Origin of the sequence: Anaerosalibacter sp. Marseille-P3206 (assembly GCF_900155565.1) — a bacterium.
GTDB lineage: Bacteria > Bacillota > Clostridia > Tissierellales > Sporanaerobacteraceae > FUHM01.
In genome coordinates this window covers 874,003-887,448 of sequence record NZ_FUHM01000002.1, presented here as the reverse complement: position 1 = coordinate 887,448, position 13,446 = coordinate 874,003, and the positions used below count along the sequence as shown (strand labels likewise).

Here is a 13,446-nt window from a genome sequence, read left to right as displayed (position 1 = left end):
ACCCTTCTTTTAATCAAAATACTTTTTACTTGTAAAAGCTGTCATAATAAGATATTCTATCTTATAAGGTATTATTAAAAGAAAAAATGGAGGGATATTCATGTTTAAGAGGATAACTTCTACTGTTTTAGTTATATTATTACTTATAAGCAACATGGCTTTAGCAGATCAAGCAGTAAATAACAACAAGGTAATTTGCTTAGGACAAAACCTATCACAAGCACAGAAAAAAGATATGCTTAACTTATTTGGCGCAGATGAAAGTGTTGAAATAGTAGAGGTAACAAACAAGGAAGAAAGAGAATACTTAGGTAAATATATAGATGAAAAGATTTTGGGGACTAGAGCTATATCTAGTGCTTATGTGGAGAAACTAAATGAAGGTGAAGGGATAAGTGTTGTAACTCATAATATCTCATGGGTAACAGAAGATATGTATAAAAACGCATTAATAACTGCGGGAATAAAAGATGCAAAAATAATAGTAGCAAGTCCTGTAAATGTTTCTGGAACTGCTGCTCTAACTGGTGTAATAAAGGCTTTTGAAGATTTAACTGGTGAGGATATAACTGAAAAGGAAAAAGAGGTAGCTAGTGAAGAAATTGCAAAAACTGCAGTACTAGGCAATGAAATAGGTGCGGATAAGGCTAGTGAATTAATTGAGAATGTAAAGGTAAATGTAGTTGGAAATAATATTAAAGGCAAAAGGAATATTAAGAAGGCTGTTAATGCTGCAGCTAATGAACTAGGTGTAGAATTAAGCGATGATCAAGTAAATGAAATAATTGGACTTATGAAGAGAATTTCAAAACTAGATTTAGATTTGAATGAAATTAAAACTCAGCTTAAAGATATTTCAGGAAAGATTGACAAAATAGTTTCTCAAGGCGAAGAAGTAAAATCTCTATTAGATAAGATTATTGGCTTTTTTGAAGACCTTTTTAGTAGACTATTTGGATAATAAGTGTTTTTACTTTGTTGATACAAACAAATTCATGTTATATAATATACAGGTAGATAAATTAGGAGGTGGCTATAGTTGGAACAAGTAAGAGTGAGATTTGCTCCAAGTCCAACTGGATATTTACATATTGGTGGACTTAGGACTGCATTATATAATTACTTATTTGCAAGACACAATGATGGAAAGTTTATATTGAGGATTGAGGATACAGATAGGACTAGATTCGTAGAAGGTGCTATAGAAAACCTAATCAATTCATTAGAATGGGCTGGAATAGACTATGATGAAGGTGTATTTGTTGAAAATGGTGAAGTGGTACAAAAAGGTGAATATGGTCCATATATTCAATCTGAAAGACTTGATATCTATAGAAAATATGTTGATGAATTAATTGAAAAGGGATACGCATATTATTGTTTTTGTTCAAAAGAAAGACTTGATAATGTAAGAGAAGAACAAAAAATAAAGGGACTTATACCTAGATATGATGGTTTTTGTAGAAATATAGATATTGAAGAAGCTAAAAAGAGAATTGCCAATGGAGAGGAATATGTTGTTAGACTAAAATTACCTCATGATAGAGATATTAAATTTCATGACCTTGTGAGGGGAGATATAGTTATTAATACTAATGACTTAGACGATCAAGTATTGCTTAAGTCTGATGGATTCCCAACTTATCACTTAGCTGTAGTTGTTGATGACCATCTTATGAATATAACTCATATAATAAGGGGAGAAGAATGGCTTCCTTCTACACCTAAACATGTTTATTTGTATGAAGCATTTGGTTGGGAAAAGCCAGATTATGTTCATCTTCCAACTGTTTTAAACAAGGATAGGAAAAAATTGAGTAAACGTCAGGGAGATGTTTCTGTAGAAGACTTTAGAGCTAGCGGTTATCTTTCAGAGGGATTGGTTAACTATCTTGCACTAGTGGGATGGAGTCCAGAAGGAACTGAAGAAATTCTTTCTATGGAAGAGATGATTAAACAATTTTCATTTGATAGAGTTGCAAAAACAGGTGGAATATTTGACAAAGATAAATTAGATTGGGTAAATGGACATTATATAAGAAGTTTTAGTCCAGAAGATATTACTGATTTGGCAATACCTTATCTAAAAGAAGCAGGATTTATAACAGATGAAGATGTAAAAGAAAGATATGATTGGATAGTAGCTATGGTATCTACTGTTCAAGAAAGTCTATCTACTACAAAAGAAGTGGTAGAAAAGGTTGAAATGTTTTTTGGAGATGAAGTTAAACCTGAAAATGATGAAGTAGTAGAAGTGTTAAATGGAGAACAAGTTCCTACATTATTCCAAGCTATAAGAGAAGAACTTCAAGAAGTAGATGAATTAGATGAAGAATTTTGTAAAGGACTTATGAAGAGGATTCAAAAGAAAACTGGTATCAAGGGGAAAAATTTATATATGCCAGTTCGTTCAGCATTGACTGGAAATCTTCATGGACCTGAATTAGTAAATATTATTTATGTTTTAGGTAAACAAAATATATTAAAACGCATAGAATATGTAGAAAACAACTATATAAAATAATACTTGAAATAAGTGTTAATATAATGTAGAATGTAATATAATATTTTAATAAATATAAGCTATGAAAAGGAAAAGTAAATCTGACACACTAACAGAGAGAGGTTTTTACCTAGCTGAGAGAAACCTTAAGTTCTTATTAGATTGAAGTGCACCTTTGAGCTATTGCCTGAAATATAGTATGGCATATCGGTTGACACCGTTATTGTTTTTGAGTTGGGGCTTTCTTTGTTTAATTTGGAGAACCCAATCAGAGTGGAATCGCGGAAAAACCGTCTCTGTTTTTGGAGACGGTTTTATTATATTTAAAAATAAGACACAAGATTGTTCTTTGTCTATAAAGGAGGATTATTATGTGGGAAACTATAAAAGAAGATATAAAAGCCATAAGAGATAGAGACCCTGCTGTGAATAGTTGGGTAGAGGCTGTTTTATGTTATCCAGGATTACATGCCCTTTTCTTTTATAGGATCTCTCATTTTTTCTATGGTTTAAGACTATATTTAATAGCTAGATTTATTTCAAATGTGGGGAGATTTCTAACTGGAATCGAGATACATCCTGGTGCAAAAATAGGAAAGGGAATTTTTATAGATCATGGTATGGCTGTAGTAATTGGAGAAACTACAGAGATAGGAGATAATGTCACCATATACCAAGGGGCTACTCTTGGTGGAACTGGCAAAGAAAAGGGAAAGAGACATCCTACTATTGGTAACAATGTAGTGATTAGTTCAGGAGCAAAAGTTCTTGGACCATTTACAGTCGGTGATTATTCGAAAATAGGGGCTGGTTCTGTAGTACTTAAAGAAGTACCGCCAAACTGTACAGTAGTGGGAGTACCAGGTAGAATAGTAGTTAAGGATAATAAGAGGCTAAAATGTGTAAAAGATAGAGATGAAATTGATTTGGATCAAGTAAGATTACCAGACCCTGTTTATCAGGAGATAGAATGCCTAAAGGAAAGGATACAAATATTAGAAAACTATATTTATAAAATGGAAGGAGAAGTGAAAAATGAAGTTGTATAATACTTTAACTAAAAAGAAGGTTGACTTTGTTCCTAATGAAGATGGAAAAGTAACTATGTATGTTTGTGGACCTACAGTATATAATTATATCCATGTAGGAAATGCAAGGCCACTAGTGGTATTTGACACTTTTAGAAGATATTTAAAATATAGTGGATATGAAGTAAAATATTTAGTTAATTTTACAGATATAGATGATAAGATGATTAAGAAGGCTAATGAAGAGGGAACTACTGTTAGAGCGATTGCTGACAAATTTATTGAAGAATTTTTTGTGGATTCAAATGGTCTTTTAATAGACGAAAAAGATACTATTCATCCTAGGGCAACTGATAATATTCGTCAAATAATAGAATTCATAGAAGGCTTAATAGAGAAAGATGCTGCTTATAATGTAAATGGAAATGTATATTTTGATATATCTAAGGCAAAAGATTACGGTAAGCTTTCAAAGAAAAATATTGAAGAATTAATGAGTGGTGCTAGAATAGAAGTTAGTGAGGAAAAGAAAAACCCTATGGATTTTGCTCTTTGGAAGAGTGAAAAGCCTGGAGAACCTTCATGGGATAGTCCCTGGGGAAAAGGTCGACCAGGTTGGCATATTGAATGCTCTGTGATGGCAAAAACTTATTTAGGAGACACTATAGACATTCATGCTGGAGGAGAAGACTTACAGTTTCCTCACCATGAAAATGAAATAGCTCAAAGTGAAACTCTTAATAATAAACCTTTTGCAAACTATTGGCTTCACAATGCCATGATCAATGTAGAAAACAAGAAAATGTCAAAATCGAAATTTAATTTCTTTACAGTTAGAGAAATAAGTAAGGAATTTGATTTAGAAGTTTTAAGATTTTTTATACTTTCAGCTCATTATAGAAACCCTGTAAACTTCAGTAGGGAACTAATAGCACAAGCTGAAAGAGGATTAGAAAGATTGTATAATGGAAAGAACAATCTTCTTTATCTAATGGATAAAACTAAAGATAGAGAATTAATTGATGAAGAAATAAAAACAAAAGAACAAATTGATGGATTTAAAGCTAATTTCAAAGAAAGTATGGATGATGATTTAAATACAGCTGATGCTATAGCTTCACTTTTTGAAATAGTTAAAGTATCAAATAGTAATTTTAATGAACAAACATCCAAAAATCTGATAGAATATACTTATGATATGTTGATGGAACTATCAGGAGTTTTAGCAATATTATCAAAAGAAGAAGAATTACTAGAAGAAGAAATACTAGAATTGATAGAGAAAAGAAGTCAAGCAAGGGCAAATAAAGATTACAAATTAGCAGATGAGATTAGAGATGAATTAAAGGAAAAAGGTATCATAATAGAAGATACCAAAGAGGGAGTGAAATGGAAGAGAATTTAGCTTATGGAGAATAATAAAATTAATCCAATAAAAAATATGAATAATAATATGACTGCGAGGGAGGCTTCTATGCTTTCACCCTTGCAGTTAGCATATATAGGAGATGCAGTTTATGAACTGTTTATAAGAACTTATTTATTGCAAAGTAACAAACCTGTTCATGAACTTCACAAAGAAGCAACACATTATGTAAAAGCTAAGGCTCAATCAGATATTGTACATTTTTTAAGTGAAGATTTGACAGAGGATGAAAAGGGGATTGTAAAAAGAGGTAGAAATGCAAAAACTTATTCATCACCTAAAAATGCAAATATTATAGATTATAAATATGCTACTGGTTTTGAAACATTAGTAGGTTTTTTATATTTAACAGGACAAGAAGCAAGAATGATGGAATTGTTCGATAAAATTGTTTCACATTAATTAGGAGGAGTGAGGTTTTTGAGTAGCAAGCTAAAAGTTAAATTATTAAGATATACGCCAGAAGGAGAAAAGCTAGTTGCATCAGCAGCAAAACTCTGCTATTCACCTGTAGGCATTGATAGAATAGAAGAACATTTAGATGAAGAAAAGGTTGACAATTTTTTAAATATGTTAATGGATTTAGGGCATGAATCACCTATTGAACATATTACTTTTACATTTGGTGTAGAAGGTGTATCTAGAGTGCTTACTCATCAACTAGTAAGACATAGAATAGCTAGTTATTCACAACAATCTCAAAGATATGTAAAATTAGATCAATTTGATTATTGTATACCACCTAATATAGAATCAAACCAAAAGGCAAGAGAATTGTTTGTTAAAGCCATGGAAGAAGATCAAACGTATTATAACGAGATTACAGATATACTATTTAAGGATCATTTTGAAGAGCTTATAGAAAAGGGATATGATGAAAAAAGTGCTAGAATTACAGCTGAAAAGAAAGCAATTGAAGATGCTAGATATGTATTTCCAAATGCTTGTGAGACGAAGATAGTGTTTACTATGAATGCAAGAAGTCTTTTCAATTTTTTTAGGCTTAGATGTTGTAATAGAGCTCAATGGGAAATTAGAGAGTTGGCAACGGAAATGTTAAGACTTGTAAAAGCTGTATATCCTACATTGTTTAAGAATTGTGGGCCAAGTTGTTTAATAGGGCCTTGTCCTGAAGGAAAGATGACTTGTGGAGAAATGATAAAAGTAAGAGATAAATTTAAAAACATGTATTAAAATATTAAGTGAAGGATACTCTAAAAGCAATGTGTATCAATCATGGATTAGGGAGTGAAAAACATGGATAGCGATTATATCGTTGGAAGAAACCCAGTAATAGAAGCACTTAAATCTGAAAGAGAAGTTGAAAAAATATTAGTAGCAAAGGGAGAGTTAAAAGGTTCTATAAATAAAATACTTGGTATAGCAAAAGATAAGAGCATCCCCGTACAATATGTAGACAAAAATAGATTAGACACTATTTCTGAAGGGGGTCTCCCACATCAAGGAGTTGCAGCGCTAGTTACTCCATTTAAATATTCTACTATAGAAGATATATTAGATATTGCAAAAAAAACAGATGAAGATCCTTTTATAGTGATATTAGATGAAATTGAGGATCCTCATAATCTAGGTTCTATAATAAGAACAGCTGAATGTGCTGGAGTACATGGTATAATTATACCGAAAAGAAGATCTGCTTCAGTTACTATGACTGTTGTTAAGGCTTCTGCAGGAGCAGTAGAGCATATGCATATTGCAAAAGTAAACAATATTACTAATACAATATTAGAACTTAAAGATAATGGCCTTTGGATATATGGTGCGGATATGGATGCAGAAGAATATTATTTTGAAAGAGATTTTAGTGGACCTAAGGCACTGGTTATAGGGAGTGAAGGCAAAGGTATATCTAGATTAGTAAAAGAAAACTGTGATTTTCTAGTTAAGATTCCTATGTTAGGGGATATTTCATCTTTAAATGCTTCAAATGCTGCCTCCATACTAATATATGAAGCGGTAAGAGAGAGATATGGAAAAAAATAGGTGGAAGCCAAAGGAATATCTTTTTGTTGATGGTTATAATATCATTAATACTTGGGAAAGTTTACGTTCACTAAGTGAGTTGAGTTTGGAAGCAGCGAGAAATGAGCTCATAGAGATAATGGCTGAATACCAACACTATACAGGCATTATAGTAATAATAGTTTTTGATGCTCATATGGTAAAGAGTAATAGCGGGAAAAAGGAAAAGATTAAAGGTGTAGACGTAGTATATACCAAGGAAAATGAAACAGCTGATCATTTTATTGAGAGAACCCTAGATTCCATAGGTAGAATTAAAAAAGTAAGAGTTGCTACTTCTGATTGGATGGAACAACAAGTTGTCTTGGGCAGGGGTGGGACAAGGATCTCATCTAGAGAATTAGAGGTAGAAATACAGAATTACAAAAAGCTAATAAAAAATAAGAGTAAAAAGAAAAAGCAAATTAATGATTTAATTATTGGACGATTAGATGAAGAAACTATTAAAAAACTTGAAAAATGGAGAAATAGTGAGGAATAACCTTGACTATTAAAATATAAACATTTATAATTTAATTAATTGAATTGAAAAAGATTAACTATTTGTAACAAACTTTGGAGGGGATCTTGGTGGGATTAGGTTTATACAGTGAAGTAAATGCTTTATATTTTGAAAGCATGGAGGACGAAGATATTGTAGAAGAGGCCAAAAATGGTGATCCAATAGCACTGGAGTACCTTATTACCAAGTACAAGAATTTTGTTAGGGTAAAAGCTAGGTCATATTTTTTGATTGGAGCTGATAAAGAAGACATTATTCAAGAGGGAATGATAGGCCTTTACAAAGCTATTAGAGATTATAATAGGGACAAGCTCACTTCTTTTAAAGCCTTTGCAGAACTATGTATAACTAGACAGATAATTACAGCTATTAAAACTGCTACAAGACAAAAACATATCCCATTAAACTCTTATGTTTCCCTTAACAAGCCTATTTATGATGAGGATTCAGATAGAACGTTGTTAGATGTAATCTCTGGAGTAAAGATTACAGATCCTGAAGAGCTTATTATAGGTAGGGAAGAGTTAACAAGTATGGAGTGCAAAATTGGAGAAATACTTAGTGATCTTGAATTGGAAGTTCTTACAGCTTATTTAGAAGGAAAGTCATATCAGGAAATAGCTGTAGAATTAGAAAGGCATGTTAAAAGTATTGACAATGCATTGCAAAGAGTAAAGAGAAAATTGGAAAGATACTTAGAACTGAAGGAAGATTAGTTTTTTCTATTGACAATAATATTCCAAGATAGTAGAATATTTTACAGTGGTTATAAGTGCCCATGTAGCTCAGCAGGTAGAGCACTTGCATGGTAAGCAAGAGGTCACCGGTTCAAGTCCGGTCATGGGCTCCAAAGAATTAATATTTGCAAGAAAAGCAGGGTTACTTTCTTGAATAAAGAACAAAACAAGGAGGAATATAAAATGGGTAAAGCACATTATGAGAGAACCAAACCACACGTAAATATAGGAACAATAGGTCACGTAGACCATGGTAAAACAACATTAACAGCAGCAATAACATCAGTATTAACACAAAGATTTGGCTCAGGAGAAGTTATGAGCTATGACAACATAGACAAGGCACCAGAAGAAAGAGAAAGAGGAATAACAATATCCACATCACACGTAGAATACGAAACAGCAAACCGTCACTACGCACACGTAGACTGCCCAGGTCACGCTGACTATGTAAAGAACATGATCACAGGAGCAGCACAAATGGACGGAGCAATACTAGTAGTATCAGCAGCAGACGGTCCAATGCCACAAACAAGAGAACATATCTTACTATCAAGACAAGTAGGAGTACCAAAGATAGTAGTATTCCTAAACAAAGAAGACATGGTAGATGACCCAGAACTAATCGAACTAGTAGAAATGGAAGTAAGAGAACTATTAAATGAATATGAATTTGATGGAGACAACACACCAATAGTAGTAGGATCAGCACTAAAAGCAATAGAACAACCAGATAGCGAATGGGGAGACAAGATAGTAAAACTAATGGAAGCAGTAGACGCAGAAATCCCAGAACCACAAAGAGAAACAGACAAACCATTCTTAATGCCAGTAGAAGACGTATTTAGTATAACAGGAAGAGGAACAGTAGCAACAGGAAGAGTAGAAAGAGGAGTATTAAAAACAGGAGATAGCGTAGAACTAGTAGGACTAGCAGAAGAATCAAGAACAGTAGTAGTAACAGGAGTAGAAATGTTCAGAAAGATTCTAGACGAAGCACAAGCAGGAGATAATATAGGAGCATTATTAAGAGGAGTACAAAGAACAGAAATCGAAAGAGGTCAAGTACTAGCAAAACCAGGTAGTATCACACCACATACAAAATTCGAATCAGAAGTATATGTACTAACAAAAGAAGAAGGTGGAAGACATACACCATTCTTCAACGGATACAGACCACAATTCTACTTTAGAACAACAGACGTAACAGGAAACATCGAACTAGAAGAAGGAACAGAAATGGTAATGCCAGGAGACAATGCTAAATTTACAATTGAATTAATCACACCAATAGCAATGGAAGAAGGATTAAGATTTGCTATTCGTGAAGGCGGAAGAACAGTTGGAGCAGGTGTTGTTTCTAAGGTTATAAAATAGTTTATAAAAGACTGAGTCTTTTGACTCAGTCTTTTTTCAAATGACAAATAATGAAAATCATAAAAACTCTTACATCAATAAGAGTTTTTTTCCTTTTAATTTTTTATTGACATAATATTTAATTTGTGATAGTTTATATTAAGTAATGTAGATAATTATGGGTATTTTCACCCGAAATAAACACATGTTCACATATACATTTTTCCATAGGAGGTGGCTTCATTGAGAGATAAAGTAACTATGGCTTGTACAGAATGCAAACAAAGAAATTATACAACATCAAAGAATAAAAAGAACAATTCAGAAAGAATAGAACTAAAAAAATATTGTAAATTCTGTAAGACTCATACATTACACAAAGAAACTAAGTAGTAAAGTAAAAAGGTAAGGATGTGAGTTAAATGTCTGCTCAAACTAACGCAAAGCAAGGAAAGGCTAAAACATATTTTAAAGGCGTTAAAGCTGAGACAAAAAAAGTTATATGGCCCACAAAAAAAGAAATACTCAACTATATAGGTGTTGTAATTTTAATGGTAGCTATAGTTGGTTTAGTTGTTTGGGTATTAGATTTAGGTATCCATCGCCTGTTGTCATTAATTATAAAGTAATATGAAGGAGGCAAGGGCCAACAATATATAGAGAGAAAGGGGCCCCATATCTATGGTGGATAAGGAAGAAACTAGACAGGAAAGAGCTAAAAAGGCTAAATGGTATGTTGTACATACCTATTCCGGTCATGAAAACAAAGTAAAAGCAAATATTGAAAAGATGGTTGAAAATAGAGGAATGGTTGACGACATTTTTGAAGTTGCAGTTCCAACTGAAGAATATGTTGAAACTAAATCTGGGAAGAAAAAAGTAAAGGAAAGAAAGCTTTTTCCTGGATATGTAATCATAAAAATGATTGTCAATGATGAATCTTGGTATCTTGTAAGAAATACCAGAGGAGTGACTGGTTTTGTAGGACCAGGCTCAAAACCGATTCCTCTATCAGATGAAGAAGTTAAAGCATTAGGGGTACAGGAAACAATTGTACCAAGTATTGATTTAAAAGAATCAGATGCGGTTAAAGTTACTTCAGGACCTTTTGAAAATTTCATGGGTACTGTAGACAGCATCAATTTAGAAAAGAAAAAGATTAAAGTTTATGTGTCTATGTTTGGAAGGGAAACTTTACTAGAACTGGATTTTGATCAAGTAGAAAAGCTTTAAATTTGTTTAAAAAAGCTAAATTGCTTTTTTTAAATAGATGTTTTAAGTGGGAGGGTTTATCCCGCCAAACCACATAGGAAATGAGGAGGTGGAACTAGATGGCAAAGAAAGTTATAGCTGTAGTTAAACTACAAATTCCAGCTGGAAAAGCAACTCCAGCACCACCAGTAGGTACAGCATTAGGACCACATGGTGTGAATATTATGCAATTTACAAAAGAGTTCAATTCTAGAACAGCAGATCAAGCTGGTATGATTATTCCAGTTGTTCTTACTGTTTACCAAGATAGATCTTTTACATTTATAACAAAGACTCCCCCTGTATCAGTATTACTAAAGAAGGCAGTTGGAGTTGAATCAGGTTCTGGAGAACCAAACAAGAAAAAAGTAGCTAAAGTTTCAAAAGACAAAGTTAAAGAAATTGCTGAAATTAAAATGCCTGACTTAAATGCAGCAAGTATAGAAGCTGCTATGAGCATGGTAGCAGGAACAGCAAGAAGTATGGGCTTTGTAGTAGAAGAGTAGAAATAAAGTGGGAGGATTTTCCGATAAAACCACGAGGAGGTATAAACATGGCAAAAAGAGGTAAGAAATATCAAGATAGTGCAAAATTAATTGATAGACATAAATTATATGATCCACTAGAAGCAATAGAACTTGTTCAAAAAACTGCAAAGGCTAAATTTGATGAAACAATTGAACTTTCAGTAAGATTGGGAGTAGATCCAAGACATGCGGATCAACAAGTTAGAGGCGCAGTAGTATTGCCACATGGAACTGGTAAAACTAGAAAAGTTCTAGTATTTGCAAAAGGTGATAAGATCAAAGAAGCAGAACAAGCTGGAGCAGACTATGCAGGCGGAGATGAACTAGTTCAAAAGATTCAATCTGAAAACTGGTTTGATTTTGATGTAGTAGTTGCTACTCCTGATATGATGGGGGTAGTTGGTAGATTAGGAAGAATATTAGGACCAAAAGGCTTAATGCCAAACCCAAAATCTGGAACAGTTACTTTTGAAATTGAAAAGGCTGTAAAGGAAATAAAAGCAGGTAAAGTTGAATATAGAGTAGATAAGAGTAGTATTATCCACGTACCTATAGGTAAGGCTTCATTTGGGACTGAAAAATTAAAAGAAAACTTTGCTACTATTATGGATGCAATAGTTAAAGCAAAACCAGCAGCAGCAAAGGGAAAATATCTAAAGAACGTTGTTCTTGCAAGCACTATGGGTCCTGGAATTAAGATAAATGGACAAAAAATTATGGATAAATATTAAAATTAATATTGACAAAGTAATTTTTACTTGTTAAAATAATTACTGACAATTGAACAAGTTACCGTAGACAGTAGGAACCTATAGTGGTTTAAATATTCCTACCGAGGTTAGACTTTTGATTTGCTAATTAATTTGTATATTAATTAATAAAAATACAAGTCTCTTCGTGTCTACGGAGGGACTTTTTTATATGTGTTCATCCTAAGGAGGTGAAACTAGTTGAAAGAAAAAGTAATCCAAGAAAAGCAAAGAATAGTTGAAGAAATAAAAGGAAAAGTTGATGAAGCTCAAGCTGTAGTACTAGTAGATTATAGAGGATTAAATGTTGAAGAATTGACAGAGTTAAGAAGCAAATATAGAGAGGCAGGCGTTGAATATAAAGTTTACAAAAATACAATGATGCGTTTTGCTTTTAAGGATGCAGGCTACGAAGACTTTAATGAGCATTTAACTGGACCAAATGGAGTTGCTTTTGGATTTGATGACCCAGTTCAAGTAGCTAAGATAACTCACGAATTTGCCAAAGAACATGAGAAATTAGAAATTAAAGCAGGAATTGTAGATGGTAAGATAATAGATATTGAAGAAGTTAAATCATTAGCTAGTTTACCATCAAAAGAAGTACTTGTTGCTCAAGCATTAGCAGGATTAAATGCTCCTATAACAGGATTTGTTAATGTACTTCAAGGCAATATTAGAAATCTTGTATATGCATTAGATGCAATTAGAAAACAACAAGAAGCATAAAAATAAAAAATTGTATGGAGGGATTTTTGAAATGGCAAGCGAAAAAGTTCAAAATTTAATTGAAGAAGTTAAAAATCTTACTGTTTTAGAATTATCAGAATTAGTTAAGGAATTAGAAGAAGAATTTGGAGTTAGTGCAGCAGCACCAATGGCAGTAGCAGCAGCACCAGCAGCAGGTGGAGCAGCACCAGCAGCAGAAGAAAAAACAGATTTTGATGTTATACTAAAATCAGCAGGACAAGAAAAAATCAAAGTTATAAAAGTTGTTAGAGAAATAACTGGATTAGGTCTAAAAGATGCTAAAGAATTAGTAGATGGTGCTCCAAAGGCAGTTAAAGAAGGAGCTCCAAAAGAAGAAGCTGAACAAATCAAAACTAAATTAGAAGAAGCTGGCGCAGAAGTAGAATTAAAGTAGTATATTAAAAAAAGGCTTTCAAAAAAAGAGAGCCTTTTTTTTTACATAAATCAAATTATTTCTTGACATATTTATACTAGTGTGCTAACATCATAAGATGCATAAGAATCGAAGTTTGACTAACAAGGAATAAAAAATTTAGTTATTGGCAATACTATAATAGATTTATTTTTCGAGGAA

17 protein-coding genes, 1 tRNA gene and 2 other annotated features are annotated in these 13,446 nt (G+C 32.7%); all 18 genes read left to right on the top strand.

Features of this window, described 5'->3' with window-relative positions; translation table 11 throughout:
• Window positions 1-100: 100 nt before the first annotated feature.
• The 18 genes from BQ9840_RS05720 (at window position 101) to rplL (ending at window position 13,266) form a co-directional block, all read left to right on the top strand.
• Entirely contained in the window at window positions 101-961 is an 861-nt protein-coding gene (locus BQ9840_RS05720) for a DUF1002 domain-containing protein (protein ID WP_077368870.1), read from the top strand.
• 78 nt (window positions 962-1,039) lie between these two features.
• Entirely contained in the window at window positions 1,040-2,524 is a 1,485-nt protein-coding gene (gltX, locus tag BQ9840_RS05715) for a glutamate--tRNA ligase (RefSeq protein WP_077368869.1), read from the top strand.
• A 52-nt stretch (window positions 2,525-2,576) separates the two neighbouring features.
• Window positions 2,577-2,804 (top strand) — a binding site (T-box leader).
• A 70-nt stretch (window positions 2,805-2,874) separates the two neighbouring features.
• On the top strand, window positions 2,875-3,552 hold the full coding sequence (cysE, locus tag BQ9840_RS05710) for a serine O-acetyltransferase (protein ID WP_077368868.1): 678 nt from the start codon (window positions 2,875-2,877) through the stop codon (window positions 3,550-3,552).
• A complete protein-coding gene (gene cysS / locus BQ9840_RS05705; RefSeq protein WP_077368867.1) occupies window positions 3,539-4,936 on the top strand; it encodes a cysteine--tRNA ligase in 1,398 nt (465 codons plus the stop codon). The genes cysE and cysS overlap by 14 nt, the downstream gene beginning before the upstream one ends.
• Before the next feature lie 69 nt (window positions 4,937-5,005).
• A complete protein-coding gene (locus BQ9840_RS05700) occupies window positions 5,006-5,359 on the top strand; it encodes a Mini-ribonuclease 3 (protein WP_234978626.1) in 354 nt (117 codons plus the stop codon).
• A gap of 18 nt (window positions 5,360-5,377) precedes the next feature.
• Window positions 5,378-6,151 (top strand): FAD-dependent thymidylate synthase, encoded by a 774-nt coding sequence (thyX, locus tag BQ9840_RS05695; RefSeq protein WP_077368865.1) that lies wholly within the window; start codon window positions 5,378-5,380, stop codon window positions 6,149-6,151.
• A gap of 63 nt (window positions 6,152-6,214) precedes the next feature.
• On the top strand, window positions 6,215-6,961 hold the full coding sequence (gene rlmB, locus BQ9840_RS05690; protein ID WP_077368864.1) for a 23S rRNA (guanosine(2251)-2'-O)-methyltransferase RlmB: 747 nt from the start codon (window positions 6,215-6,217) through the stop codon (window positions 6,959-6,961).
• Entirely contained in the window at window positions 6,948-7,481 is a 534-nt protein-coding gene (locus BQ9840_RS05685) for an NYN domain-containing protein (RefSeq protein ID WP_077368863.1), read from the top strand. Before rlmB ends, BQ9840_RS05685 begins: the two co-directional genes overlap by 14 nt.
• Window positions 7,482-7,570: 89 nt before the next feature.
• Entirely contained in the window at window positions 7,571-8,218 is a 648-nt protein-coding gene (sigH, locus tag BQ9840_RS05680; protein WP_077368862.1) for an RNA polymerase sporulation sigma factor SigH, read from the top strand.
• 58 nt (window positions 8,219-8,276) lie between these two features.
• Window positions 8,277-8,352: transfer RNA gene (locus BQ9840_RS05675), tRNA-Thr, on the top strand.
• A gap of 70 nt (window positions 8,353-8,422) precedes the next feature.
• Complete coding sequence (gene tuf, locus BQ9840_RS05670; RefSeq protein ID WP_077368861.1) at window positions 8,423-9,616, top strand: elongation factor Tu; 1,194 nt, start codon at window positions 8,423-8,425, stop codon at window positions 9,614-9,616.
• Window positions 9,617-9,838: 222 nt separating this feature from the next.
• Window positions 9,839-9,988: a 50S ribosomal protein L33 gene (gene rpmG, locus BQ9840_RS05665; protein ID WP_077368860.1), complete on the top strand. Its 150-nt coding sequence runs from the start codon at window positions 9,839-9,841 to the stop codon at window positions 9,986-9,988.
• 29 nt (window positions 9,989-10,017) lie between these two features.
• Window positions 10,018-10,224 (top strand): preprotein translocase subunit SecE, encoded by a 207-nt coding sequence (gene secE, locus BQ9840_RS05660; RefSeq protein ID WP_077368859.1) that lies wholly within the window; start codon window positions 10,018-10,020, stop codon window positions 10,222-10,224.
• Window positions 10,225-10,276: 52 nt separating this feature from the next.
• Window positions 10,277-10,828 (top strand): transcription termination/antitermination protein NusG, encoded by a 552-nt coding sequence (nusG, locus tag BQ9840_RS05655; RefSeq protein ID WP_077368858.1) that lies wholly within the window; start codon window positions 10,277-10,279, stop codon window positions 10,826-10,828.
• A gap of 98 nt (window positions 10,829-10,926) precedes the next feature.
• A complete protein-coding gene (gene rplK, locus BQ9840_RS05650; protein ID WP_077368857.1) occupies window positions 10,927-11,352 on the top strand; it encodes a 50S ribosomal protein L11 in 426 nt (141 codons plus the stop codon).
• Window positions 11,353-11,399: 47 nt separating this feature from the next.
• Complete coding sequence (gene rplA, locus BQ9840_RS05645) at window positions 11,400-12,104, top strand: 50S ribosomal protein L1 (RefSeq protein WP_077368856.1); 705 nt, start codon at window positions 11,400-11,402, stop codon at window positions 12,102-12,104.
• A gap of 43 nt (window positions 12,105-12,147) precedes the next feature.
• Window positions 12,148-12,302: a sequence feature (ribosomal protein L10 leader region), on the top strand.
• Between the two features lie 21 nt (window positions 12,303-12,323).
• Window positions 12,324-12,851, top strand: coding sequence for a 50S ribosomal protein L10 (gene rplJ, locus BQ9840_RS05640; RefSeq protein WP_077368855.1), 528 nt, complete (start codon window positions 12,324-12,326; stop codon window positions 12,849-12,851).
• A gap of 31 nt (window positions 12,852-12,882) precedes the next feature.
• Entirely contained in the window at window positions 12,883-13,266 is a 384-nt protein-coding gene (rplL, locus tag BQ9840_RS05635; RefSeq protein ID WP_077368854.1) for a 50S ribosomal protein L7/L12, read from the top strand.
• Window positions 13,267-13,446 lie beyond the last annotated feature (180 nt).

Coding starts and splice junctions, on each gene's coding strand:
- BQ9840_RS05720 (WP_077368870.1), top strand. CDS start 101: ATGTTTAAGAGGATAACTTCTACTGTTTTAGTTATATTATTACTTATA.
- cysE (WP_077368868.1), top strand. CDS start 2,875: ATGTGGGAAACTATAAAAGAAGATATAAAAGCCATAAGAGATAGAGAC.
- cysS (WP_077368867.1), top strand. CDS start 3,539: ATGAAGTTGTATAATACTTTAACTAAAAAGAAGGTTGACTTTGTTCCT.
- BQ9840_RS05700 (WP_234978626.1), top strand. CDS start 5,006: ATGCTTTCACCCTTGCAGTTAGCATATATAGGAGATGCAGTTTATGAA.
- rlmB (WP_077368864.1), top strand. CDS start 6,215: ATGGATAGCGATTATATCGTTGGAAGAAACCCAGTAATAGAAGCACTT.
- BQ9840_RS05685 (WP_077368863.1), top strand. CDS start 6,948: ATGGAAAAAAATAGGTGGAAGCCAAAGGAATATCTTTTTGTTGATGGT.
- tuf (WP_077368861.1), top strand. CDS start 8,423: ATGGGTAAAGCACATTATGAGAGAACCAAACCACACGTAAATATAGGA.
- secE (WP_077368859.1), top strand. CDS start 10,018: ATGTCTGCTCAAACTAACGCAAAGCAAGGAAAGGCTAAAACATATTTT.
- nusG (WP_077368858.1), top strand. CDS start 10,277: ATGGTGGATAAGGAAGAAACTAGACAGGAAAGAGCTAAAAAGGCTAAA.
- rplK (WP_077368857.1), top strand. CDS start 10,927: ATGGCAAAGAAAGTTATAGCTGTAGTTAAACTACAAATTCCAGCTGGA.
- rplA (WP_077368856.1), top strand. CDS start 11,400: ATGGCAAAAAGAGGTAAGAAATATCAAGATAGTGCAAAATTAATTGAT.
- rplL (WP_077368854.1), top strand. CDS start 12,883: ATGGCAAGCGAAAAAGTTCAAAATTTAATTGAAGAAGTTAAAAATCTT.